The organism is Nitrosomonas nitrosa (genome assembly GCF_003051105.1).
GTDB lineage: Bacteria > Pseudomonadota > Gammaproteobacteria > Burkholderiales > Nitrosomonadaceae > Nitrosomonas > Nitrosomonas nitrosa.
In genome coordinates, this window is sequence record NZ_QAOO01000005.1 from 57,669 (window position 1) to 82,925 (window position 25,257).

Genomic DNA, 25,257 nt, shown 5'->3' on the forward strand with positions numbered 1-25,257 from the left:
ATAGTTTTCAAGCAGTGAATTATAAAAATAACTTTTGCCATAATAAGTTCAATATTTGGATGGCATCGCCTTGTGATTAGATCGATTGATGAGAGCCATTGTTCTGCCTCTACTCCAAGTTTGTCGTTGGATCGTGAAAGTTAAAATGCGGATTTGAAGTTTATTTCCGGTCAATCCGCACGATCGGTCGCTATTTACGCTTATAACACAACTAGAGGAGTTTTTTCAGCATGGAAGATTTAGAGCCAGCATTGGATATCGCTTTTAATTTCTGGGTGGGTTTGGCGATTCTATTGGTGATTTTGATCAAGACTGCGGTTCGCTTCGTTCCGCAGAATATGGCTTATATCATCGAGCGTTTTGGCAAGTACAATAAAACGATGGAAGCGGGGCTCAATGTGTTGGTGCCTTTCATTGATCGGGTAGCTTACCAGCGTAGCCTGAAAGAGCAGGCCATCGATGTCCCAAGCCAGAGTGCCATTACCAAAGACAATATTTCCTTGGTGGTCGATGGCGTGCTATATATGAAAGTGCTCGATCCTTACAAGGCTTCTTATGGTGTCGATGATTATGCTTACGCGGTGACACAGCTTGCGCAAACAACCATGCGGAGTGAAATTGGCAAAATGGATCTCGATAAATCTTTTGAGGAACGCGAAAGCCTGAACGCCAATATCGTAGCGGCCATCAATGAAGCCGCCAGTCCTTGGGGCGTACAGGTGATGCGTTACGAAATCAAGGATATCGAGCCGCCCCGTTCAGTACTGGAAGCCATGGAGCGGCAGATGAAAGCGGAGCGGGACAAGCGCGCGATGATTCTGGAATCGGAAGGCCAGCGTCAATCGGCAATCAATGTCGCAGAAGGGGATAAGCAGTCCAAAGTGCTTTCGGCCGAAGCGGATAAGGCCGAGCAGATTTTGCGAGCGCAAGGCGAAGCTGCGGCCATTCTGGCGGTTGCTGAAGCAAAAGCGCAGGCACTGAAGATTGTCGGTGATATTGCCAATACTACGGAAGGGCAACGCGCGATTCAGCTTGAATTGGCGGGAAATGCGATTGAAGCGAAAAAAGCGATTGCCAAGGAATCGTCCGTCGTGCTGCTATCGGACAATCAAACACAAGCCGCTCACATGGTTGCGGAAGCCATGACGATCATCAATACGCTCAATAAAAGCGAACGCGATTGATCCTAGGCCATCATCGATCTAGAAATGGATGAATTGGAAAAGTTATGGACATGATCATCGATTATATTAACCGACATCAGGGTGAATTCTGGATTGCTTTGGGTTTTACCGTGCTGGCGGTCGAGGTGTTATTTTTTGCCATGACGACGATCGTGCTGATATTCGCGGGATTGGGTGCGTTGGCGACCGGTTTGATGATGCTGGCGGGCTTGCTGCCCGAGACGTGGTTGGCGGGTATTTCGGGTTTTGGCATCAATTCGGCGATCATCACTATATCGCTTTGGAAGCCATTGCGTCATTTACAAGGAAAACGCGCCCCCAAACCCGATAAGAGCAGCGATTTCATTGGGTTGGAGTTTGTTGTCGAACAGGATATCAGGCTACGGGCGCCAGGCAAATTGCGTTATTCCGGTGTCGATTGGCGCATTGAAATCGACCCCGAAGCGGGAATCGGTGAGATCCCAGCAGGGCAGCGTGTCATGGTGAGCACGGTCGAAGTGGGCGTTTTTCGTGTCAGGCCTGTCATGAAAGAAGCGGGGGCGTCACCGTGTTAGGGATGTCAACCTGTTAATTTTTTGGAATTTTGCTCTTTTCTGTTTTTCTGATGATCGAGATGGCCGAGAAAACCGCCTGATTGATGATTCCAGAGTTTGGCATAAAGGCGGTTATGAGAGAGCAGCTCGGCATGGGTGCCTTGTTCGACGATACGTCCCTTCTCTAATACGATCAACCGGTCCATCGCTGCGATGGTCGAGAGGCGATGGGCGATCGCGATGACGGTTTTGCCTTGCATGAGTTGGTGCAGATTTTGCTGGATACTGGCTTCGACACCGGAATCGAGCGCGGAAGTGGCTTCATCCAGAATCAGAATGGGTGCATTCTTCAGCAATACACGCGCAATGGCGATGCGCTGGCGCTGCCCGCCTGACAGATTGACGCCGCGTTCGCCAACATAAGCGTCATACCCTCGCCGTCCCTTGCTATCGAGTAACGGCAGGATGAATTCATGCGCATGCGCGAGTTTCGCTGCTTCAAGCATCTGTTCTTCGGTGGCATCAGGTTTGCCGAAGAGGATATTGTCCCGAATGGATCGATGCAGCAAGGAGGTGTCTTGGGTCACGATCGCAATATTGGCGCGCAGGCTATCTTGCGTGACTTGGCGTATGTCTTGCCCATCGATGAGAATACTGCCTTGCTGCACATCGTAAAAGCGCAGCAGCAGACTTACCAGGGTGGATTTACCGGCACCTGAACGGCCGACGATACCTACTTTTTCGCCTGCCGCAATATGCAAGTTGAAGTCGCTAAAAACTTGCTCGCTCCGATTCTGGTCGACCTGATGATAGACAAACCCAACGTGATTGAAAGTGATCGCGCCGGCGGTCACCTTGAGCGGAATCGCGTCGGGCGCATCGACCACTGTTTGCGGTTGCGAGAGGGTATTGATGCCGTCTTGGACGATCCCGATATTTTCAAATAGATCGCTCACTTCCCACATGATCCAGTGCGACATGCCGGTCAGACGAATCGCGAGGCTCAGTGCGACAGCGATTGCGCCAGCAGTGACATTTCCGGTGATCCACAAGTAAATGCCAAGTGCGCCGATGCTGAAAACCAGCAGCATGTTGCTGCTCCACACGTAGGCATGCAGCTTTGTGACCAGTCGCATTTGCGGGTAAACAGTGAACAGAAATTTTTCCATGCTTGCTTTGGCGTATGCCGATTCGCGCTGGGTATGCGAGAACAATTTGAGCGTCAGAATATTGGTATAGCTATCGACGATGCGCCCAGTCATGTCGGAGCGCGCGTCAGCTTGCTGCTTGGAAATATGCCTTAATCTCGGAAGAAAGTAAGACAGCGTGATCGAATAAATGCCCAACCAGATGAATAAAGGGATGCATAGACGAGGATCGGCATTGGCAACCAGAAACACGGTCGTCACGAGATAGACGATGATGAACAGCATGACGTCGAGTGTTTTCATGACGGATTCTCGCACGGCCAAGGCTGTTTGCATTACTTTGGTCGCGATCCGGCCGCTGAATTCATTCTGAAAAAAAGCATAGCTCTGATTGAGCAGGTAGCGATGCGCCTGCCAACGCACGATCATCGGAAAATTACCTGCTAAGGTTTGATACATAAAGACCGAATGCAATAACACCAGTATAGGCATTAGTACCAAAATGAAAATCGACAAGCCTATTAACGAGACGATTTCTTCTTCAAGAAAAGTCTGGGGATCTTTTTCTGAAAGCCAGTCGATGATTTGACCCAGTATGCCATAGAGCATCGCCTCGCCAATGGCGACACCTACCGTAAGTATCGACATCATTAGCAGGTAGGGTTCGATTCCCCGAGTATAGTGCCGACAGAATTGATATAGCCCCTTAGGGGGTTCCGTTGGATGCTCGGGTGGAAAGGGGTTGATGAGGCGTTCGAAAAAACCAAGCATGTCGTCGTTATAATTGGAATAAGAGGGGTGCGATAATGGTTACGCTTTGAGCGAACTAGCTTAGATTGCCCCCCGCATGTTTAGCCGCCACTGAGCCGTTCGAATATTCTGAAGCCTGCTACATAAGTCCCGATAGCTGAACCCAGCGAAGAGAGCAAAAATATCAGTAAAATTCGGGTGACCTGATTATTCCACCATCCCTTTAAACTAGCTGCATCGCTTCTGAGCCGGCTAAAATCGCCAACTTGCGGTTTGCGCAGCAGGGTTTCGACTGCGCCAGCGACTACGCCGGCACCAATCATTGGGTTGAGCGAAGTAATGGGCGCCGCCAGAAAAGCGGTCAGGATCGTCAACGGATGAGCGAGCGCGATCAATGCGCCCAGCGCTGAAAGGCCGCCATTGATCAATACCCAATCGATGACCATTGCCATACCCATCTCGGTACTTTTGTTAAAACCAATTGTAAAACCAAACAGTATGGCGAGCACGATAAGCCATGGTATGTATTTGAACCAATTGGATGATGCGGGAATCGTGTCGAGCTTTTTGATGGTTTCTTCTGGATTATCGATACTGCGCGACTGCAAGATTTGCTCGATTCCCTTTAGATGACCTGCGCCCACGACAGCGAGCGTATGCCGGTAATCGTTTTCGATGACTTCTTTCAATAGGCATGCCGCCATGTATTCATCACGCTCGCTGATGAGCGGGATGAATAAATGTTTTTGATTTTCCGCAAACTGTGAAAAAGCACTTTCCAGGACGTCGCCTTCTTTCAGTTTTTCAATTTCTTCTGCGCTGACCGATTCCCGGGACATTATACTCGCGAGCAGACCGCCGAATAATTCTATTCGTCTCCACCATGGAACATTGCGATAAATACGCTTGAGCGTGATGCCGATTTCTCTATCGATGAGTAAAATGGGAAGCTTGGCTTCTGCAGCATCTTTGATCGCAGTGCGCATTTCCAAGCCGGGCTCGATGCCCAGTCGTTCCGCCATACGCTGCTGAAAAGCGCCTAAGGCTAGGCTCGCAGTGACCATACTTGCCTGACCTTTATGGATAACCTGAAAGAGATCCATTTTGCTTAACAAATCAGGATTGACGATTGCTTTATGGCGGCTTGGGCATAATTCGATTGCAACAGCATCAAACTCGCCAGTCGCAATCAATTCTTTTACCTTATCTGCGCTTGCTTGCGAAATATGGGCTGTGCCAAGGAGGGTAATTTTATGACCATCAACTTCAAGTGTCCTGATGGGCTCTTGCTCAAATTCATTAGTTAGTGTGATAGGCGACGAAATTGATGTAGCGATTGAGGTAGCGTTTGCTTGCTTTATTTCAGACATAAATTGTTTTAGCTTTCCCGAATAACTTTAGGCAAAATCATTTTAACAGGCAAAAAATGCGCATCTGATTCTGATATATGCCGCGTTGAAAGTTTCAACCTAGATTCCCGCGCTGATCGCTGGTTTATGATGCTAGCATTATGAATCTAGGATCAATTTGATCAAAAATATCGTTTGTTACACGATAATGAAATAAGCAGTATAGCCGATAAAACAGATAATGAGTGTTTTACAATCGATTCGCTTGCTGTGTATACATGTTACCCGACGAGAGGATTGATGAGATAGGCGCTCTATGAAGGTAATCGACGCATTGCACATGGGGTGTGCCAAGTAAGCAAAGCCAGAAAACAATGACCGGCTTTTTGTTTGGCGAGAAAGCCGGTATGGCCTGTTTATTTATAGTTGCAGCGCCGTCATGATCAGCATTCTGTGATGCTGACGGCCAAGCCGCCCAGTGATGTTTCCTTGTATTTGTGGGACATTTCGAGACCCGTTTGCTTCATAGCGGCGATACAGTTATCGAGCGGCATGAAATGTTCTCCTGTGCCTCTGCGTGCGAGTGCCGCGGCGGTATGTGCTTTAATGGCACCAAAGCCATTACGTTCGATACAAGGAACCTGAACCAAGCCACCGACCGGATCGCAGGTCATGCCCAAATGATGCTCCAGAGCAATCTCTGCAGCGTTTTCTATCTGTTTTGCAGTGCCCCCTTGCGCCGCACATAATCCTGCGGCAGCCATCGCAGCAGCCGATCCGACTTCCCCTTGGCAACCTACTTCGGCTCCGGATATTGAGCTGCGATGTTTGATGATGCCCCCAATGGCTGCTGCCGTGAGCAAGAAATTCCTGACGTCCTCGTTGCTGCCATTTTCATGCTTGACCATATAATAAAGAACGGCTGGGATCACGCCTGCAGCGCCATTGGTAGGCGCAGTGACGACCATGTGGCCTGCCGCGTTTTCTTCATTGACGGCCATTGCATAGGCGCATAGCCAATCATTTAATGTTGCTTTTTCGGTATTCTGACTAAGCTGATTGAAGAGTTTCTTGGCCCGGCGTGATACCTTAAGACCACCCGGCAATACGCCTTCTGCCGTCAGGCCATTCTCGATACACCGTTGCATGGCGTGCCAAATTTTATCTAGCCCAAGATTAAGCTCATCGGCAGAGATTTTTGTAATCTCGTTAGCGCGTTTCATATCGGCAATCGAAAGATTGCTTTGCTGAGACATGTTCAGCATGCTTTGGGCCGAATCAAAAGGGTAAGGAAAAGTTCGGGCCGATTCCATTTTGATAGGGGCATTCAGTTGGCTGATTTCGGCAAGCGTATTGATAAATCCACCGCCAATCGAGAAATAGGTTTCAGTCAATAAGCATTCACCTGTTTCATTGGATAAGGTAAAAATCATGCCGTTTGGATGCTGGGGCAAGGTCTCTTGCTTGTCGAAGATAACGTCGCTAGCCGGATTGAAGCCGATTTCAATGCCGTTATCCAATGTGCAGGAGGGCCTATTCCATAGCTTTAAAATCAATGCGTTGACGTCCTGTGTCGAAAGCGCTTCTGGCGTATAGCCATGCAGGCCCAATACAACGGCACGATCGGTAGCATGTCCTTTTCCGGTAAAAGCCAGAGAACCCTTTAATACACAATTGACATGAGCCCCTTTATTACTTGGCGATAATTCGACAAGCCGATTAATACGATTGCGAAAATCGTTGGCAGCCATCATTGGCCCCATGGTATGTGAGCTAGATGGGCCAATTCCGATTTTAAAGAGATCAAGGACGCTGATGAACATAAATTAAACCTTGTGAAAAATAAGCTGAGAATTGTGAAGTAGGTATTAGGAATAAATTAAGGTAAAAATAAACACCGCAATTTGTCGTTATATTCTTAACGTTTAATTAGTGCAGAATTTGTCATTGTATTCCGACTTTCCGCTAGCTTAAAGTTTTAGCGTAGTTAGCCGATAAAAAAAAGATCAGACAATTAATAAAGTCGATTTTACTAGATGGTACCTAGAAATCCTAAGCTTCTGATCATTGATGACTGTGAGATTGATGATAAGAGTTTATATATAAATCTTACAGAATACTGGAAAAAGTTAATTTATAAACGTGTTAGCAGTATTTCCGAGTTTCTAGCAGCCCTATATGATTCAAGCTGGGATGCAATTATTGCTGAATATTCGCTTCCGCAATTTGACGCATTGAATGCGCTGGACCTGTTAAAAAGAAGTGGTAAAGAGATTCCTTTTTTCATCTATTCAAAAAATACCGACGAAAATAATGCTTTGGCAGCGATACGCCATGGTGCATGTGATTATCTATACAAGGGATGTTCATTTCGTCTCGTATTTGCGCTAGAGCGGGAATTGAAACTTATCGACTTGAAACGCAAGCAGCGGCAGACTGAAAGTCAGTTCTTTCATCTGGCGTATTATGATGAACTTACTGGGTTGCCTAAATATAAATTATTCTGTGAAAAGGCTTCTGAAGTCCTATCTAACCGGAGCGCACAAGGGAAGATTGCTGCCGTCTATTCGATCAAAATAGACCAATTGCCAACGGTTGGCAACAGTAGGGGCTATAACATCGCAGATGCCTTGATTAAGCAATTTGTCTATCGGCTTTCCGTTCATACGGGAAGAAATTGTTTGCTTACACGTTTGGAGGGAGGGCGGTTCACCTTTCTCAATGGCGAAGTGAATACGCTTGATGAAGTGCAAATATTTGCAAGTCAAATCCTGAAACTTGGCTCGATGCCCTTCATGATTGAAAACTTGGAATTTTATATTTCATTGAATATCGCAATTACGATCTACCCTGATGATGGCAGTGACATCGAAGTTTTATTGACAAACTCAGAAAGCACGTTGGCGGTCAATAAGGGTTCATGGAAAAACAGTTATCAATTCTATACTAAAGAGGTTAGCGAAATCTCTCTGCGACGTACGCTTCTAAGCGCTTCATTGAGAAGGGCTTTGGAGAAGAATGAATTTGTTTTGTACTATCAACCCATCATTGATGTGAAAAGTGGACAAATAACCGGTGTAGAAACATTAGTGCGCTGGGATCATCCGGAATTTGGATTGTTACAGCCGGATAAATTTATTCCGCTTGCAGATGAAACAAGTCTAATCGTTGAAATTGGTAAATGGGTATTGCAAGAAGCTTGTAAACAGGCCAGATCTTGGCAAGATGCGGGAGGAGAGCCTATTTCTATTGCTGTAAATACTTCGGCAATTGAATTGGGCCAATCCCCCTATCTCAATTACATCACTGAGGTATTAAAAAAGGAAAGATTCGATCCGGCTCTCCTGGAATTAGAAATTACCGAATCTGTTCTGATGCGAGATGCCGATACGAGCATCAAGGTATTGCGTGAATTAAAGCAAATGGGGATCAAAATTGCCATAGATAATTTTGGTATTGGTTTTACTTCCCTGAATTGCCTTAAAAAATATCCAATCGATATTTTAAAAATGGATAGGTCGCTAACCAACGATATGACGACGAGTGCAGACAGCTTATCTATTGTCAATGCCATCGTTGGGCTTGCCAAAAACCTAGGCATACTCGTGCTCGCCAAAGGGATAGAGACTCAAGAGCAACTCGATTTGTTGACTAAGATGAATTGTAATAAAGTTCAGGGGTTTATTTTTAGCGAACCCGTCACTGGTGAGAAATTACTATCCTTTATCAAACTGCGAAAAACCGGCACTTTTACGTAAAATTTATGTAAATTTTATCCAGCCAGTGTCGTTAAATAACCGATTCATCGCTTTTTGCTAATTAGTCTTAATCATGGAATTTAGGCGTTTTCTTGTCGTTTTGAATATTTACCTATAGTGCTAGAATCAGCAGCAATGAGTAAGTCATCTGATAAATTGCCTATTTATCTTTCTGATATCACAGTCATTTTCCTCCTTGTAGGAAAAATTCCTACAAATTTGTTAGCAAAATCCTGACATTGCATTTGGCGGGTGCGCCATTTACTTGTCAAGCGCCAAGATTGAGAATGTACCCATACAGACTCGATCCCAACCTTTAATCGTTTGACAAGGAGCGCTGAAATGGAAACAAACCAGATTCTAGATGAAATCAGAGAAATCAACCTTGGCTACATGTTGCTAGCGCAACAGTTGCTACGGGAAGATAAAGCGACTGCAATGTACCGCCTAGGCATTGGCGAAGATGTGGCCAATATTTTAGAAAACTTGACCTCCAGCCAGTTGCTGAAAATGGCGGCTTCCAATATGCTGTTATGCCGTTTCCGCTTTGACGATCAACTGATTGCCGAGATACTGTCGAGTCATCACCGTGATCGCGCGTTGGCGCAATCTCACGCCACGATATTGATGGCTGGATTACCCGCAGAAGCGGTAGCTTGATTTGAGATGGCGTAAAAGGAGAAGAACATGAAAGAGAAGAGCCTCTTGTCAGAAGCACGTCAAATTCAGCTTGCAACCGAATTGGTCAAGCTAGGTGCTAGATTGCAGGTTTTGGAAGCCAATACGAAATTGAGCCGTGAGCGGCTGGTAAGGCTATACAAAGAAATTAAAGGGGTTTCACCCCCCAAAGGCATGCTGCCGTATTCCGAGGACTGGTTTACCAGCTGGCAACCTAACGTGCATTCTTCGCTATTCATCAATATATACAACTATATGGTTAAGTATGCACATGTGCAGGGCATCGATGCCATCATAAGAAGCTACAAGCTCTACCTGGAGCATATTGAAATCAATCAGCTTCCACGTGTTCTGAGCTTGACACGGGCTTGGACCTTGGTGCGTTTCCTGGAAAGCAAAGTGTTGTCCGTAGCGACTTGCGTCGAATGTAATGGCAATTTCATCGTTCATAGCCTGGAAATCCATTCCCACCATGTTTGCGGATTATGTCACGTACCTTCCCGCGCAGGCAAAACCAAGAAAGTGGAGGCTGTGGAAACTGTAGATATGGGGCACGGCGATCATGAGCATGCGGCCTGAATGCTATGAGGCCATAATAAATTAGCAAGCATAGTCTTTGAAGTAATCTACTATTAAGCGAGTTTGATTGACTATCTTATGGATTTTGAATTTTTACGATGGATTTTTATCTCTTCCTCCTGTTAGAAGTAATCCACAATAGACTGGTGTAGTCTATACTCATTGGTCTAATGTGTGATTATGCATAACGATTTTGTAGTAAGTAACGGAAGATTGACTTCAAAAATTACGCGGTATATTCCATCCCTTGAATTTCTTGGTTCAATTGTTGCAGCATTAGAAGCGGGTTCGGCGATTGGGTGATAGGCCGCCCAATAACTAAGTAGTCCGCACCATCCCGAATGGCTTGTTGTGGAGTGGCTATTCTTAACTGGTCATTAGCATCGCAGTTAGCAGGACGGATGCCAGGGGTGACTAGTATAAAGTCATTCTTGATAATTTTTCTTAGTGGTTTCGCTTCATTGGCTGAACAAACGACGCCGTCAAGTCCGCAGTCACGAGCGAGTAATGCTAAGCGACGAACAATTTCAAAGGGCTCATCATTCCAACCCATATCTTGAAGCGCATTCCTATCCAGGCTGGTTAATAGTGTTACAGCGATCAGTTTGGTTATTTTGGCAGAGAGCGCCTCTCGTGCGGCAAGAAGCATTTTTCTTCCGCCTAGTGCGTGGATATTGATCATCCATACGCCAAGATCCGATGCTACTTTGCATGCACTGGCCACAGTGTTCGGGATATCATGATATTTGAGATCGAGAAAAATTTCATAACCCGAAGCCATCAGCTTTTCGACGAGTTGCGGACCGGCTGCGGTAAAAAGTTCTTTACCTATTTTGATTCTACATAGGTCCTTGTCTAATTTGGCCGCAAGCTCAAGCGCTTGCTTTTGATTAGGAAAATCAAAAGCGACGATAATACGAGGATCAACCACGTAATAGTACTTGTAATATTAGGATTGCTTTTTAACTTTCTTAATAGCGCACGCAAGAAAGCCAAAAGCAGTTCCTAATACAAAACAGGCCAGCAAGACAATTATCATTGGTACTTGCCACTCGAAACCGAGATAGTAATTAACGGAGACTATTTCAGTATTTTTAGCAGCAAAGCTCACTAATAGTAAGAATATTACTATTCTAAGGATCCAGATAGAAATACGCATGATTTCAGTATGTTTGAAGTTAGAAAATTGCAATTCCTGTAAAGGGTACCTCTAAAAATCCCTATTTAGTCACAATACAGCGCTGTTCACAAAAAATGTTTCCTGACCTATTACCCATTGGTTGCGTCAACATATTTTTGTTCCCATCCCGTCTTGTTTTAAACGCTGAATTTTTAGAGGCACCCTAAAGATGAGCAAGCTATCTATCGAACGATAATGAAAAATTACTCATGCTTGCTATCATTATTCTTAAAATCAACACGTTCTCGCATCTTTTTTCCAGCTTTGAAATGTGGAACATATTTTTCAGGAACATGCACCTTTTCCCCTGATTTGGGATTACGGCCGACTCGCGCAGGCCGGTAATTCAAATCAAAGCTTCCAAATCCACGGATTTCAATACGCTCTCCCCTAGATAGGCTTTCAGCCATTGCATCAAGAATCATCTTGACGGCCAGTTCAGTATCTTTTGCCAAGAGCTGGGGGTATCGGGCGGCAAGCTTGGAAATCAATTCAGATTTCGTCATCAATGTCCTTTTTATTGTTCTTCTGAGTTTTTACTATCCATTTTGGCTTTGAGCAACGCGCCTAGGTTGGTAGTGCCTGTGCTAGCAGGTGTTTTCGTCGCTACCATCTGTAATGCACTACTTTCTTCTTGTTGATCTTTTGCTTTGATGGAAAGATTAATACTACGGTTTTTTCGATCTATATTAATAATCATTGCTTCGATTTCATCACCTTCTTTGAGCAAGGTGCGAATATCTTCAATTTTATCGCGCGATATCTCTGAAGTGCGAAGGTAACCTTCTACTTCATCGGTCAACGCAATGACAGCGCCTTTAGCATCGAGTGATTTTACAGTTCCTTTGACAATACTGTTTTTATCATGCGACGCTACATATATGGTGAAAGGATCACCTTCCAGTTGTTTGATACCGAGAGAAATTCGCTCTTTCTCGACATCAATCGATAATACAACTGCTTCTACTTCATCGCCTTTTTTGTAATTACAAATTGCTTCTTCTCCGGGTTGCGTCCAAGAGAGATCGGAAAGATGAACCAATCCATCGATATTGCCTGGCAATCCGATAAATACGCCAAAGTCAGTAATAGATTTAATTTGGCCGGTAACTTTATCGCCTTTTTCATGGCTCATTGCGAATTCTTCCCATGGATTAGGCTTGCACTGCTTCATTCCAAGCGAAATACGGCGTCGTTCTTCGTCTATTTCAATAATAATGACTTCTACTTCATCGCCCAGCTGGACAATTTTGGATGGATAGACGTTTTTGTTGGTCCAATCCATTTCGGAGACATGCACCAAACCTTCAATACCTTGTTCAATTTCTACAAAAGCGCCATAGTCCGTAAGATTCGTTACTTTGCCAAATAAGCGAGTGCCGGGAGGATAGCGTCGTGAAAGACCGACCCATGGGTCTTCGGTTAATTGTTTCATCCCGAGTGAAACGCGATTTTTTTCTTGATCGAACTTGAGGACTTTGGCGGTGACTTCATCGCCAACATTGATAATCTCGGAGGGGTGTTTTACACGCCGCCAAGCTAGGTCCGTGATATGCAATAAGCCATCGATTCCACCCAGATCGACAAACGCACCGTAGTCGGTGATGTTTTTAACGATACCATGCACAACGGCGCCTTCTTGCAGGTTTGCCAATAAAGACTCGCGATCGGCACCTTGCGTCTCTTCCAGGACAGCGCGCCGCGAGATGACAACATTGTTGCGTTTGCGGTCAAGCTTGATAACTTTGAATTCCATCTCCTTGTTTTCGTAAGGAGTCGTATCTTTTACAGGCCGGATGTCTACCAAAGAACCTGGCAAGAATGCGCGTATGCCGTTAACCATGGCAGTTAAGCCTCCCTTGACCTTGCCATTGACCATGCCGCTGACTATTGTGCCTTTTTCCATGGCTTCTTCTAGGTCATGCCAGGCATTCAATCTTCTCGCTTTATCTCTGGATAACCGTGTTTCACCATAACCATCTTCAAGTGCATCAATGGCGACACTGACAAAATCGCCCACTTTAACCTCAATTTCGCCTCGATCATTTTTAAATTCCTCAATGGGAATATAGCTTTCAGATTTGAGCCCTGCATTGACAACCACAAAGTTATAGTCGATACGGACAATTTCTGCAGTAATTACCTCTCCTACACGCATTTCTTTACGTGTAAGGCTCTCTTCGAAAAGTTGAGCAAAATTTTCTGAGGAAGATGTTACGTTGGAAGCAATAGTCATTATAAAAAAATACCCGATTTGTATTTCATCCCTGTAAGAGGATGGTTAGTTGATTAAAAATAAAAGTCCGAATAATAATTGGTTGTTACTCAATTCTAGCGACATGCATTGTACAGACGGAGCACTTCGTTGACGACTTCTTCGATACTCAGCGATGTGGTATCTAAAAGCTTGGTATCTTCTCCCTGCTTCAAAGGGGAGATGTCACGAGTGCTGTCACGTGCATCACGCTCGTAAATGTCTTGCAACAGGGTTTGGATGTTAGCATTTATTCCTTTCTCTATCAACTGCTTATAGCGTCGTTGTGCTCGTTCTTCAGCACTTGCTGTAAGAAAAATTTTCAGGGTCGCGTCCGGAAATACGACTGTACCCATATCTCTTCCGTCTGTAACGAGACCAGGAGGCTGGCGAAAAGCTCGCTGGCGCTGCAATAATGCTGCTCTGACCTTGAGTTGACGGGCGATGATAGAGGCGAGTTTACCGCACTCTTCAGTACGAATACTGTTTGTGACATCTTCTCCATTGAGTTGAAGGGAAGAATCATGGAAGCGCACATTCAAGTTGAGCGCGATATCTGCCAAGGCTGACTCATTAGTGCTATCTACGTTTGATTGTATTACAGATAATGCAACGAGACGGTAGAGCGCACCGCTGTCAAGGTAATGAAATGCCAACTTTTTAGCAACAAGCTGTGCGATGGTGCCTTTGCCCGAAGCAGAGGGACCATCGATAGTAATGACCGGAATTGAATCCGAATCCATAAAATACCCCTTGGTATAAATAGAAAAAATAGCTGTCAGGTACACACGATCGTCGCAAACTTCTCGAAGTAATCTGGAAAAGTTTTTGCAACACAATCTGGATCATTGATGCGTACAGGCACGCCTAGGGAAACGAGCGAAAAGCACATCGCCATGCGATGATCGTCATAGGTATCAATACTTGCATGGGGAGTCAAAGTGGTGGCAGGGGGGGTAATCCGAATAAAGTCTTCACCTTCTTCGACGTGTGCACCTAATTTCCGTAGTTCCTTCGCCATTGCAGAGATGCGATCGGTTTCTTTAACTCGCCAGCTTGCAATATTTTTTAATGTCGTCGTTCCTTGTGCAAATAATGCGGTAGTGGCTAAAGTCATGGCTGCATCGGGAATATGGTTGCAATCGAGTTCGATCGCTTTCAATCGCCTATTGGAAGCGATCTTTTCATTTCCAGGTAAAGAGGATTCAATCCAATTTTTTCCCATTTTGATAGAAGCGCCCATCTGTTCTAATGCATCGGCAAAATGAACATCTCCTTGGAGACTTTCGGTACCCACGCCGACAACGCGTACCGGACCTCCACCAATGGCGCCCGCAGCTAAAAAATAAGAGGCAGAGGAGGCGTCTCCCTCAACAAAAATTTCGCCTGGGCTTTGATAGGCTTGTGCGCCTGGCAGAATAAAGGATTGCCAATTTTCATTGATTGCATGCACACCAAAGCGCGCCATCAGCGCAAGCGTAAGTTCAACATAGGGTTTAGAAATCAGCGTTCCCACGACATTGATTGTTGAGGTCTGGCCTGTCAACGGCAGTGCCATTAACAAGCCACTGAGAAATTGGCTGGAAACATCACCCTTGATCGTAACGGGCGTATTCTGAATTTTGGCGGGTTTGATCTCCAATGGCGGAAATCCTTCATTGCCCAGATAAGTAATCTCTGCGTTCAACTGTCGTAAAGCATTGACGAGATCGGCAATAGGGCGCTCATGCATACGTGGTATGCCCGAGAGCCGATAATGCCCGCCAAGTATCGAAAGAACTGCGACAAGGGGGCGGAACGCCGTGCCTGCATTACCTAAAAATAAATCAGCTTGTTTAATCGGAAATGATCCGTTACATCCTTTTACGTCGTAATCGCTTTGATCTATCGTATCGATGATCACGCCAAGAATACCGAGTGCATTGAGCATTCGGGCCGTATCGTCGGAAATCAGGAGGTTGCGTACTCGTGTGACGTCGTTTGCAAGTGCTGCGAGCAGCAAAATTCGATTGGAGATACTTTTGGAGCCGGGAAGTTGCACGATGCCCTGGGAAGCCGTTGCTACTGGAAGGTCGAGCCAGTTCATAGGTTTCTATATTTATTTAAGATAGCGTCTTTATTCGTGGTGGATTAAATGATCGAGGTGCTGCTTATATATACCGGGCAAGCAATAAAGAGGTGGAACTGAAATGTGCTGCGCCTGCTATAATCACTAAATTTCTAGCGATTTTATACTAGATAAAATTTAATTCGTAGAATTCATTTTTTTTAACTTAAATATCACAACTGATAAATAATAACGAGGCTGATCAATGGAAGACGATTCTTTAAATACTCTGATTATTTCTGTGCTGGCTATTCCATTTGTCATTGCAATACAGCTCTGGGTAAAAGAGCGGAAAGACCGCCGGCGTAATAAAGAGGGAGAGGAAGAATTTAAGACGACGCGTGAAGCAATATTTTCCTTTTTTATCGAAGGGATTGCCGTGGTTGGAGGATTGGCCATTTTAATTGTGGCAACATCCGGGATTGCCCGATATTTCATTCATACCTTTGGTTAGCATTTTTTCAGGAAAAAAATCAGCTAGGGGGAAAAAGTGAATACTGTGCTAACAAATTAATAGGGGCCACTAAAAAGCTTTGTTTTGTTACAATAAGCCGTTGTTTGAAAAAATGTTTCCTTGCATATTGATGCGCTATTGCGTCAGCAATTTTTGTTCTGGCTTCGTCTTGTTTAAAGCTTGCAATATTTGGAAGTATCCTAATACCGTTTCAGTATTCACTTTTGTAAAATCATCCAGCATAGCATCTTCTTTGAAACTGAATGCTCTTTCTGAAGTTTAGAGTATTTTGGGTTTGTCAGAGCTTGCCTCTTTTGCTTTGACCGCTTTTTGTTCAAATTCGAAACCAATTTTTCCACCGGCTCCGATTACGAGATAAGCGGAGAATGGCCGTCCCTTTTTAGAGATAAATTTATTCAGCAGATCGGTTTTGCCGGTTTGTAGCAGTTTTACGATTTGCTCTTGTTCGATCGGCCTATTAAGGATAATTTTCCCTGTTTTGAAATCGCAAGAATGTTCAGTGCCAACCGCCTTTTCGCAAATATAGTATAGTCCGTGCTCATAAACGGAATGCCCGCATTTAGGGCATTTGCCCAGTGACTGTTGAGCCGAGAAATCGATTGATTCTGCGTCCTCTGTATCATTGGCGCCAAACTCGAATTTCATTTCAAATGTATCGGTCAGTTTTATGTTGGCATTGAATAGACGTCCCATTTTGCTGCGAAATCCCTGAAGCGGCCCTATTTCGCGCTGAGAAATCAGCGTTTCGATTTCATCTACTTCAAATTGCCGTCCTGCCAAGATTTTCCATAGGAAAAAATCACATTGCTGGCACTGAAATTTCTTATAGGTTTCGTGTATCACACCACCGCATTTAGGACAAGGAACCTTCAGCGTGGCAAAGTCACCGCTAATGGTTTTTCCGCGATGGTTCTTTGCCTGCTCCACAATATGTTGTGTCATTTCGGCAATTTTGGCCATGAATGCCTCACGTTTCAGTTTGCCTTGTTCGATCTGACGTAATTTGAATTCCCAATCACCCGTCAATTCCGGAGAGATCAATTCAGGGATTTTGAGGCCGCGCAATAGGGTAATAAGTGAAAATGCTTTGGCAGTGGGATGCAGCTCCCGCCCGACACGTTGTATATAATTTTCAGAAACGAGCCCTTCGATGATCGCTGCGCGCGTGGCGGGTGTGCCGAGACCTTTTGCGCTCATTGCAGCCCGTAACTCCTCATCTTCGACCAATTTTCCTGCACCTTCCATTGCCGACAAAAGGGTCGATTCATTGAATCTTGCAGGCGGTTTGGTTTGATTGAATACGATGGAAATTTCCTCCGTAGCAACCGGCTCATTCACGTTGATCGCTGCCAATACTGTGCTTTCAGTATTGGCATCTTGTGTGAGAGTCTTGCCGTAAACAGTTTGCCATCCGGGATTGACCATCACTTTTCCTTCCGTTTTAAACGGTTCGTCTTCGACTCGGGTTATCCGTGTCGTAATTAGAAATTCGGCGGCAGGATAAAAAATGGCAAGAAAGCGTTTTGTAACGAGATCGTAAAGCTTAGTTTCGGCTTCATTGAGTTTTTTGGGTTCGAGCGAAGTCGGAATAATGGCGAAGTGATCGGAAATTTTTGCGTTATTGAAAATTCGCTTGTTGGGTTTTACCCAGTCCGATTCCAGAACTTGCTTGGCAAATAAACCGTACTGAGTTTGCTCAAGGGTTTGGAGCGTGTCTTTGACAGTCGCAATATAATCTTCAGGAAGCGCCCGTGAATCAGTACGCGGATAAGTCAGTACTTTATGTTTTTCATAAAGCGCTTGCGCCAAACCCAACGTTGTCTTTGCAGAAAATCCGAAGCGGCTGTTGGCGTCGCGTTGCAAGCTGGTAAGATCGTATAGCAAGGGACAGGTTTCTTTTGCGGGCTTGCTTTCTTCGCTGACAATACCCGGTTTGCCCTGGCATTTGGATTTGATCGTTTCGGCCTTGCTCTGGTCCCATAGCCGATCTGCCCGGGTTTCATTATTTTCTTTGTCTTTTACGAATTTTTCGTCAAACCACTTTCCTTTATAGCGGCCTTGCCCGGTAGAAAAGGTAGCATGGATTTCCCAATAATGCTTGGGAGTGAATTTCTTGATGGCTTCTTCCCGTTCGACCAATATGGCGAGCGTTGGCGTCTGAACGCGCCCAACAGTCGTTTTGTGGAAACCGCCTTCTTGTGAATTAAACGCGGTCATGGCACGCGTTCCATTAATGCCCACTAGCCAATCGGACTCGGATCGACTAACAGCAGCATCTGCGAGGGGCTGAACATCGCTATCGTCGAGTAATTTTGAAAAAGCTTCTCGGATGGCTCCCGGGGTCATTGATTGAAGCCATAGGCGTTTTATTGGTTTTTTTACTCCGGCATGTCGGACGATATAACGAAAAATCAGCTCTCCTTCCCGCCCGGCGTCACATGCGTTGATCAACGCATCGATATCTTTACGCTTAATGAGCTTGGTCAATAGTTTTAACCGCGCTGCAGTTTTTTCGATAGGCGCAAGATCAAAAAAAGGCGGAATGACAGGTAAATGTTCAAAGCTCCATTTGCCCCGCTTAACTTCGTAATCTTCTGGTACAGTCAGCTCCAGTAGATGCCCAATCGCCGAGGATAAGACATACTCATCGTTTTCATAGTAATCGGCTTCTTTTTTAAAGTTACCCAAAGCACGGGCAATATCAGCTGCTACGGAAGGTTTCTCAGCGATGATCAATTTCTTGGTCATGAATTTTGATGAGGTGACGATATTAGTTGGTTGCCAATGACGATAGTAGGGCGTTCGGATTGCTGGGTACAGTAAGTAGCTGGCTATGCTTTTAATGCGACTTGCTGCTAAGCGCAACTACAGATAATGCGCACTTTGTCCATTTGCCGAACCGAAAGAGATTTGAATAATTTCAAGTTCTAGTGCCGGAGATGTGTGTTGCTTGCTATGAACAATGTTTCCAGTATATCAGGGTCTGTTAGCTGATTTTGTGTCCAAAGATCAAGCAGAACGACGAGTTTAATTTTCTCCAGACTAGCATTGCTCCCATCCATTTTGAGCACACGATCGATTAATAACTCTCGCTGTAGCGGATTGAGAATGCCCGCTTGTTCAAGGAAAAGTATGAAACCCCGTCCTTCAATATCTATCGCTTCCATTTCGGAAGGCGCATACCATCGAAGCGAAGTGCTATCCGCAAGCGCCGCTGAGTAGTGCTCGCTATCTTTTTGAGATGTGAAGTCCGATAGCCAGGTCAGCGCCTGACAAATTTCATTCTCTCCAAAGCCAGCCATGGTCAGTTTATGTGTGAGTGTGGCAGAATCTGGACAATCTCCTTTGTCAAAGTAGTTTTCAAATAAATAGATTAGGATTTCATACATATGAGATATTCTCGTTTGCCGGCTGCACGGTAACGGTAAAGGATTATTTGTCTATAAATTGTATATAATTTGGTTAGCGAATTCGCTGGTAACGCCCACCGGGTAAACTAGCAATCATTCCATCAAGCTCTAGCGCCAATAGCATGGCGGATACCGCTTCAACCGTCAAGCCGCTTCGCATACAAATGGTATCTATATCTGTCACATCGTAGCCTAAATGGCTGAGCAATACGGCGTTTTCTCGAGTGGTGTCAATATCATTATTTGTTTTATGGGGAGCTGCTTGAGCCGAGGTTGAACGGTAATTGAGCTCATCCAAAATATCTTGGAAATTCTCAACCAGTTTAGCGCCTTGCTTGATTAACGCATGGCAGCCTTTTGATAAGGGTGAATGAATGGAGCCCGGGATAGCCATTACATCTCGGCCTTGTTCAAGCGCCTGTTTGGCAGTAATTAAGGAGCCACTTTGCAAAGTGGCTTCAATTACTAAGCATCCCAGACTCAGGCCACTGATAATTCGGTTGCGCCGGGGGAAATTTCTCCCCAAGGCCGGCATGCCAAGCGGAAATTCGGAGATGAGTGCGCCATCCTTGGCGAGTAGGTGCGCAAGCTCGCGGTTTCTCGCTGGATAAACGATATCGAGCCCCGTTCCAACAATAGCGATACTGGCTGAAGGACCCCTTAAGCCTCCGTGGTGAGCAGCCGTATCTATACCTAGTGCCATACCGCTCGCGATACAAAACCCTGCATTACTGGCAGCTTCTGCAAAAGCGCTGGCATTTGCAATGCCTTGGGGAGTTGCATTGCGGCTGCCGACGATGGCGAGGGTAGGTACATTTAGAAGTTTGCGTTGTCCTTTTAAATAGAGTAGCGGGGGAGGATCAGAAATATTTAACAATAGTGCGGGGTAATCGTGATCCGCTAGGGTAACGACACTATTGATAGGATCTTCTAGCCATTTGAGTGTTGCTTCGATTTTGCTTCTGTCGGCTCCTCGACTAATGTTGTGGGCAGTCTGTTTTTTTACAAAGCGCTCCAGGAGGTTGGTGTTCGCAGAGAGAATTTCGGTTGGGTTGCCAAAAGCAACTAGCAATTTGCGAATAGACTCGTCACCTAAACCCTCGATGAGGGTGAGATTTAACCAGGACTCGATGTCTGGCGAAGCTTTCATGACTTAAAAAAGTACTTAGCGAAATTGTACAAAACAGCTTAAGCGTGGCTAATGATAGAAAAGATTTTTTATGTGAATAAAACCTGAAACAGTGCTCATCATCATTTTGACCTGAATCATTCCAGGTTTTTTATAAATTTAATCGGGTGTCTGTATCGCATCTAACACTTTGATCGCTTTCATGCTCTGGGTGACTAACGCATAAGATACTTTATCGAATACACGAAAGACCAATACTAGGCCGATGCGTTCCTCGGGTAATGCGACAACTTTTCCTGTAGGCGATTTTACTTCACTTTTGCGGAAAACAGCGAGTACATGGCCTTCTTTCAGACCATGTTCAATACCTTTATTCAGTGTAACGATCGCATTTTCACCGATTTCGGTCACACCGCCATATACCGAAATAATACGCCCTTTAATATCAAATTCCGGTGCATGCGGAACATAATCTCCAAATTTATCCATGACTGCGGGAACCAAACGATCGCCAACCAATATTTCATGAACGGAATGGGTTATTTTTACTGCACTGATTTCGGCAAAATTCAGTACTTGCGCATCTCCCAAATAAACTGCCTCGTACCCTAAAATCCGGTTGTTGTCATCAGGATCCATCAACGCCTTGCCTGTGCGGAAAATTTGCCAGGCATTGCCTTGGTCACTGGGTAAATCACGAATATAAATCGTATCGCCAGTGCTGAGTATTACCCGATTATCGCTCGAACCCAGTATAAGTGGCGCTTTATTGAGTGCGTTTTTCTCGACAACCATGGGTTGACTCAAGAAGGGTCTGATTTTGTTGATAGGGATGTTGGGGATGGGGCGCGTATCCAGTTTTTCGATACGCATCTTGGGAGATAGCTTCACCGTTGCTTTTTCATGAGCAAGTGTTAATTGGCTGCCGTGGATCGTTTTTTCAAGCACAATGATGTCGCCGGGGTAAATCGCATGCGGATTGTTAATTTTGCCGCGATTCTTGTCCCAGATTTCTGGCCATCGCCAGGGATCTTTTAAGAAACGTGAAGCGATACTCCAGAGCGTATCACCTTGAACAACGACGTAGCGGGCGGGTGCATGGGGGTGTAGCTCAATTTCTGCTGCTTGGATAGTACCATGAGAAAATGAGTTGATAAGTAAAATCGAGGCTATAATAATTAGAATACGCATAATTTGATTGCCAATATATATGGTATATGGCAGGACCTTTGTTGAATACATTATTTTAAACTTGGATTAATCGATTTTTTAATCTTAAGGTCTAACGATAGAATTTGTTGAATGGAATTACGTTAGTTTGTCATGGCAATTCTGAAAATACTGCAGTACCCTGATGAAAGATTGCATACGATAGCGGCCCCTGTGCCAAAGATTACAAATGAAATCCATGGCCTGGTTCAGGATATGGCGGAGACCATGTACGCCGCATCTGGGATTGGTTTGGCTGCAACTCAAGTTGATGTTCATCAACGCGTATTGGTGATCGATATTACAAGTGCACGTGATCAACTCCATGTATTCATCAACCCGGAAATCATAGCAAGTCGCGGGGGGTTTGATTACGAGGAGGGCTGTTTATCGTTGCCTGGTATCTATGAGAAAGTAAAACGATCCGAATGGATAGCGGTGAGAGCGATGGGGCTTGACGGCCGTCCGTTTGAGTTAGAGGCTGAGGGATTGTTTGCTGTGTGCATACAGCATGAGATGGATCATTTGATGGGGAAAGTTTTTGTAGAGTATTTATCGCAGTTCAAACAATCACGTATTCGAGCAAAATTAAAAAAACGACAGAGAAATGCTTGATCCTCATAGTAGTCATTTTGGATTTTGTTTTTTTGTCCTGAGAATGTATTGACCTGAAATTATTCATGAGAATCATTTTTGCGGGCACGCCTAGTTTCGCAGCTAAATCTCTGATCGCATTGTTGGAGGCTGGGCACCATATCGTATTGGTGTTGACTCAACCGGATCGACCGGCAGGGCGCGGGATGAAACTCCAAGTAAGCGATGTCAAAAAAGCTGCGGACGCATACGGGTTTCCTTTGTTGCAACCAGCTTCATTGAAATCGGAGACTATTCAATCACAGCTTGCATCAATTGACGCTGATGTGATGGTAGTTGCTGCGTATGGGCTTATTTTGCCGCAGGGGGTACTGAGGATTACTCGCTATGGCTGCTTGAACATTCATGCTTCGCTATTGCCCCGCTGGCGAGGCGCTGCACCGATACAGCGCGCTCTGTTGGCAGGTGATCAGCAAACAGGCATTACGATTATGCAAATGGATGAGGGACTCGATACTGGCGCGATTTTGCTGCAGCACAGCCTTGCTATTGATTGTCACGATACCGCCCAAACGCTCCACGATAAGCTTGCAGATCTGGGGGCACTAAGCATAGTTGAAGCATTAGAGTCGTTGCAGCGCGGTAATTTGACTGCGATGCCGCAAGATGAAACATTGGCATGTTATGCCTCTAAGATTCAGAAAAAAGAATCGGAAGTCAATTGGCAGTTGGATGCCATGCAGATCGATCGAAGTATTCGTGCTTTTAATCCCTATCCTGGCGCCTATACTTACTTTCAAGGTGATTTGCTGAAAATATGGCAAGCACGCGTTGTAAAAAATGTATCGGGCAAAGTGGGGGAAGTTATCGCGGTGGGAAGTGAGGGTGTCGTCGTGGGCTGCGGAAAAGATGCGTTGATTCTGGAGCTTGTGCAACAAGCAGGAGGGAAGAAAATGCCGATCACAGAATTTTTGGCTGGACATAGATTGCAACCTGGACATGTGTTTTCGACAGCGAAGACGATGAATTTGACGAATGGTTAAAGTCCAGTCCCTTGCCGTGACTGTATTGGGGCGTGTATTCTCAGGTGCGAGTCTTACCGAGGTCTTACAAGAAACATGGCGGTCGAATCCACTGTTAACGCCCCAGCAGCGCGGCGCAATTCAAGATTTAACATATGGTGCATTGCGTTACTATGGACAACTCGACGCTATACTCAATCTATTACTCGCAAAGGCATTACATGATTTAAATTTGCGCTATCTACTCCTGATAAATTTATATCAGCTACACTACAGTAAAGCACCCCCCTATGCCATTGTAGATCATGCCGTAACCACCGCTCGGCTGCTGAGCGAAAAACGAGGTGCCCCTGGATTGGTTAATGCCATCTTGCGGAATTTTTTACGTCGAAGTACGGCATTATGGGGGGAGGCAGAAAGAGACGATGTCGGAAAATATTCCCATCCACAATGGTGGATCGACAAACTGCGCAAGCAATACCCGGAACATTATGAAGCCATTCTAAACGCTGACAACCAACACCCTTGTATGACCTTGCGGGTGAATACTCGGAAAATCGAGGTTGCAGCTTATCAAAAAATGCTCGATGAGCATGGCATTGGAGCAGGCTGGGTGTGGGGTAGCGCGTTGAAGCTTGTTCAACCGTTGCCAATAGAGCGACTGCCTGGATTTAGTGAAGGACTGGTATCGGTACAAGACGCCGGCGCGCAATTGGCTGCGCCATTTCTGGATATACAGGATGGCATGCATGTGCTGGATGCTTGTGCGGCGCCAGGGGGAAAAAGTGCTCACTTAATGGAATTGGCAAAAATAAGATTGACAGCATTGGATAGCGATGTACAGCGACTGACAAGGGTCATAGACAATTTTGAACGGTTGGGTAACAAACCTGATCGTGTGATATGCGGTAATGCGTTACATCCAGCAGAGTGGTGGGATGGGGAGTTATTTGATCGAATTTTGGCGGATGTCCCTTGCAGCGCATCCGGGGTGGTAAGCCGTCATCCTGACATTAAATGGTTGCGTCGTCTGACGGATGTGACTGCTTTTGCAGATAATCAAGAAAAAATTCTCGAAACATTATGGCAACTCCTGAAGAGAGGCGGAAAATTACTTTATATAACCTGTTCTGTGTTTAAAGAGGAAAATGGACAGTTGATCAAACGTTTTTTACAGAAGCAAAGCGATGCCTATGTGCTTCCTCTTTCACATCCGGCCATGGATCAGGGGCAGCTGCTACCGAACGCGTCCTACAATGGTTTTTTTTATGCCTTGTTTGGTAAACGTTGATTTAATGGCAAGGTTTATAAAACTGATCTCTTTTATGATTGCTGCGACATTGGCGGTGTTGATGCTGTCTGTGTCTCAAGCACGTAGCGAAGGCAGTATTGAGATCAAATCTTTTTCGCTTGATGCAGTCGATGAAGGCTATCAAACAAGCCTCGATGCTGAGATCGTACTGAATAGCACTTTAGAGCAAGCGCTAGAAAAAGGGATTGTGCTTTATTTCGTTACAAAATTTGCAATTATCGATTCCCGTTGGTTCTGGCTGGATGAAGAGGTGGCACGCAGTAAACTGCGCATAGGGCTGAGCTATCACGCGCTGACGCGTCAATATCGCTTAAGTGGCAGGATAATAACGTCGCAGAGTTTTGACACACTGCAAGATGCGTTACATGCTTTAGGCAAGCAGCATAACATACCACTTGAAGTGAGGCCTTCTCTCAAGCAGGACGCGGAATATACGGCAACTTTGCAAATATGGCTGGATATTTCCCGATTGGCCAAGCCTTTTCAGTTGGAGTGGTTTAGCTCAAAAGATTGGAATTTGAGTTCAGAAAAGCAAGAATGGCGCATTAGATTGCCTGTGGTCCCTTCTCAAAGCCTAATTAAATAG

The 25,257-nt window shown here is 45.2% G+C and carries 23 protein-coding genes; 10 read left to right on the top strand and 13 right to left on the bottom strand.

Annotated features, from left to right (window positions below; all coding sequences use genetic code 11):
• Window positions 1-230 precede the first annotated feature (230 nt).
• Together C8R30_RS03670 and C8R30_RS03675 are read left to right on the top strand one after the other, a co-directional pair.
• Window positions 231-1,184: an SPFH domain-containing protein gene (locus C8R30_RS03670; protein ID WP_107789578.1), complete on the top strand. Its 954-nt coding sequence runs from the start codon at window positions 231-233 to the stop codon at window positions 1,182-1,184.
• A gap of 44 nt (window positions 1,185-1,228) precedes the next feature.
• A complete protein-coding gene (locus tag C8R30_RS03675) occupies window positions 1,229-1,738 on the top strand; it encodes an NfeD family protein (RefSeq protein WP_107789579.1) in 510 nt (169 codons plus the stop codon).
• Between the two features lie 5 nt (window positions 1,739-1,743).
• Here the strand turns inward: C8R30_RS03675 and C8R30_RS03680 are convergent, their stop codons facing one another.
• From C8R30_RS03680 to C8R30_RS03690, 3 genes are all read right to left on the bottom strand, one after another.
• Window positions 1,744-3,636, bottom strand: coding sequence for an ABC transporter ATP-binding protein (locus C8R30_RS03680; protein WP_090672523.1), 1,893 nt, complete (start codon window positions 3,634-3,636; stop codon window positions 1,744-1,746).
• Between the two features lie 80 nt (window positions 3,637-3,716).
• Window positions 3,717-4,985, bottom strand: a complete 1,269-nt coding sequence (locus C8R30_RS03685; protein ID WP_090672526.1) for a TraB/GumN family protein — start codon at window positions 4,983-4,985, stop codon at window positions 3,717-3,719.
• Between the two features lie 422 nt (window positions 4,986-5,407).
• Window positions 5,408-6,787, bottom strand: a complete 1,380-nt coding sequence (locus C8R30_RS03690; protein WP_090672529.1) for an L-serine ammonia-lyase — start codon at window positions 6,785-6,787, stop codon at window positions 5,408-5,410.
• Between the two features lie 213 nt (window positions 6,788-7,000).
• Here C8R30_RS03690 and C8R30_RS03695 point away from each other — a divergent pair, with 213 nt between their 5' ends.
• The 3 genes from C8R30_RS03695 to flhC all read left to right on the top strand — a co-directional run bounded on the left by C8R30_RS03695 (window position 7,001) and on the right by flhC (window position 9,979).
• Window positions 7,001-8,722: an EAL domain-containing protein gene (locus C8R30_RS03695; RefSeq protein WP_107783975.1), complete on the top strand. Its 1,722-nt coding sequence runs from the start codon at window positions 7,001-7,003 to the stop codon at window positions 8,720-8,722.
• A 342-nt stretch (window positions 8,723-9,064) separates the two neighbouring features.
• On the top strand, window positions 9,065-9,382 hold the full coding sequence (flhD, locus tag C8R30_RS03700) for a flagellar transcriptional regulator FlhD (RefSeq protein ID WP_107783974.1): 318 nt from the start codon (window positions 9,065-9,067) through the stop codon (window positions 9,380-9,382).
• A gap of 27 nt (window positions 9,383-9,409) precedes the next feature.
• Window positions 9,410-9,979, top strand: coding sequence for a flagellar transcriptional regulator FlhC (gene flhC, locus C8R30_RS03705; protein WP_107783973.1), 570 nt, complete (start codon window positions 9,410-9,412; stop codon window positions 9,977-9,979).
• 226 nt (window positions 9,980-10,205) lie between these two features.
• On the opposite strand, the gene pyrF is transcribed toward flhC, so the two are convergent.
• The 6 genes from pyrF to aroA all read right to left on the bottom strand — a co-directional run bounded on the left by pyrF (window position 10,206) and on the right by aroA (window position 15,499).
• A complete protein-coding gene (gene pyrF, locus C8R30_RS03710; RefSeq protein WP_090666148.1) occupies window positions 10,206-10,910 on the bottom strand; it encodes an orotidine-5'-phosphate decarboxylase in 705 nt (234 codons plus the stop codon).
• Between the two features lie 18 nt (window positions 10,911-10,928).
• Complete coding sequence (locus C8R30_RS03715; RefSeq protein WP_090666150.1) at window positions 10,929-11,138, bottom strand: LapA family protein; 210 nt, start codon at window positions 11,136-11,138, stop codon at window positions 10,929-10,931.
• A 224-nt stretch (window positions 11,139-11,362) separates the two neighbouring features.
• Window positions 11,363-11,665 carry an integration host factor subunit beta gene (locus tag C8R30_RS03720; protein ID WP_090666152.1) on the bottom strand — a complete coding sequence of 101 codons (303 nt, stop codon included), beginning with the start codon at window positions 11,663-11,665 and terminating at the stop codon, window positions 11,363-11,365.
• Window positions 11,666-11,676: 11 nt separating this feature from the next.
• Window positions 11,677-13,395 carry a 30S ribosomal protein S1 gene (gene rpsA / locus C8R30_RS03725; RefSeq protein ID WP_090666154.1) on the bottom strand — a complete coding sequence of 573 codons (1,719 nt, stop codon included), beginning with the start codon at window positions 13,393-13,395 and terminating at the stop codon, window positions 11,677-11,679.
• Window positions 13,396-13,490: 95 nt separating this feature from the next.
• Window positions 13,491-14,156, bottom strand: a complete 666-nt coding sequence (gene cmk / locus C8R30_RS03730) for a (d)CMP kinase (RefSeq protein WP_090666156.1) — start codon at window positions 14,154-14,156, stop codon at window positions 13,491-13,493.
• Window positions 14,157-14,191: 35 nt separating this feature from the next.
• Window positions 14,192-15,499, bottom strand: coding sequence for a 3-phosphoshikimate 1-carboxyvinyltransferase (aroA, locus tag C8R30_RS03735; RefSeq protein ID WP_107789580.1), 1,308 nt, complete (start codon window positions 15,497-15,499; stop codon window positions 14,192-14,194).
• 226 nt (window positions 15,500-15,725) lie between these two features.
• On the opposite strand from aroA, the gene C8R30_RS03740 reads away from it, so the two are divergent.
• A complete protein-coding gene (locus C8R30_RS03740) occupies window positions 15,726-15,974 on the top strand; it encodes a hypothetical protein (RefSeq protein ID WP_090666160.1) in 249 nt (82 codons plus the stop codon).
• Window positions 15,975-16,253: 279 nt separating this feature from the next.
• Here C8R30_RS03740 and C8R30_RS03745 read toward each other — a convergent pair whose 3' ends face one another.
• From C8R30_RS03745 to C8R30_RS03760, 4 genes are all read right to left on the bottom strand, one after another.
• Complete coding sequence (locus C8R30_RS03745; protein WP_107783969.1) at window positions 16,254-18,743, bottom strand: DNA topoisomerase III; 2,490 nt, start codon at window positions 18,741-18,743, stop codon at window positions 16,254-16,256.
• Between the two features lie 179 nt (window positions 18,744-18,922).
• Window positions 18,923-19,384, bottom strand: coding sequence for a Smg family protein (locus tag C8R30_RS03750; protein WP_090666164.1), 462 nt, complete (start codon window positions 19,382-19,384; stop codon window positions 18,923-18,925).
• Window positions 19,385-19,457: 73 nt separating this feature from the next.
• Complete coding sequence (gene dprA / locus C8R30_RS03755) at window positions 19,458-20,555, bottom strand: DNA-processing protein DprA (RefSeq protein WP_090666165.1); 1,098 nt, start codon at window positions 20,553-20,555, stop codon at window positions 19,458-19,460.
• A gap of 138 nt (window positions 20,556-20,693) precedes the next feature.
• Window positions 20,694-21,725, bottom strand: a complete 1,032-nt coding sequence (locus C8R30_RS03760) for a LysM peptidoglycan-binding domain-containing protein (RefSeq protein ID WP_090666167.1) — start codon at window positions 21,723-21,725, stop codon at window positions 20,694-20,696.
• A 132-nt stretch (window positions 21,726-21,857) separates the two neighbouring features.
• Between C8R30_RS03760 and def the strand changes: the two genes are divergently transcribed.
• The 4 genes from def to C8R30_RS03780 all read left to right on the top strand — a co-directional run bounded on the left by def (window position 21,858) and on the right by C8R30_RS03780 (window position 25,257).
• A complete protein-coding gene (gene def, locus C8R30_RS03765; RefSeq protein WP_090666168.1) occupies window positions 21,858-22,358 on the top strand; it encodes a peptide deformylase in 501 nt (166 codons plus the stop codon).
• Between the two features lie 65 nt (window positions 22,359-22,423).
• On the top strand, window positions 22,424-23,380 hold the full coding sequence (fmt, locus tag C8R30_RS03770) for a methionyl-tRNA formyltransferase (RefSeq protein ID WP_090666170.1): 957 nt from the start codon (window positions 22,424-22,426) through the stop codon (window positions 23,378-23,380).
• Window positions 23,373-24,650, top strand: a complete 1,278-nt coding sequence (gene rsmB, locus C8R30_RS03775; RefSeq protein WP_107789581.1) for a 16S rRNA (cytosine(967)-C(5))-methyltransferase RsmB — start codon at window positions 23,373-23,375, stop codon at window positions 24,648-24,650. Before fmt ends, rsmB begins: the two co-directional genes overlap by 8 nt.
• Window positions 24,651-24,684: 34 nt before the next feature.
• Complete coding sequence (locus C8R30_RS03780; RefSeq protein WP_244887963.1) at window positions 24,685-25,257, top strand: DUF4390 domain-containing protein; 573 nt, start codon at window positions 24,685-24,687, stop codon at window positions 25,255-25,257.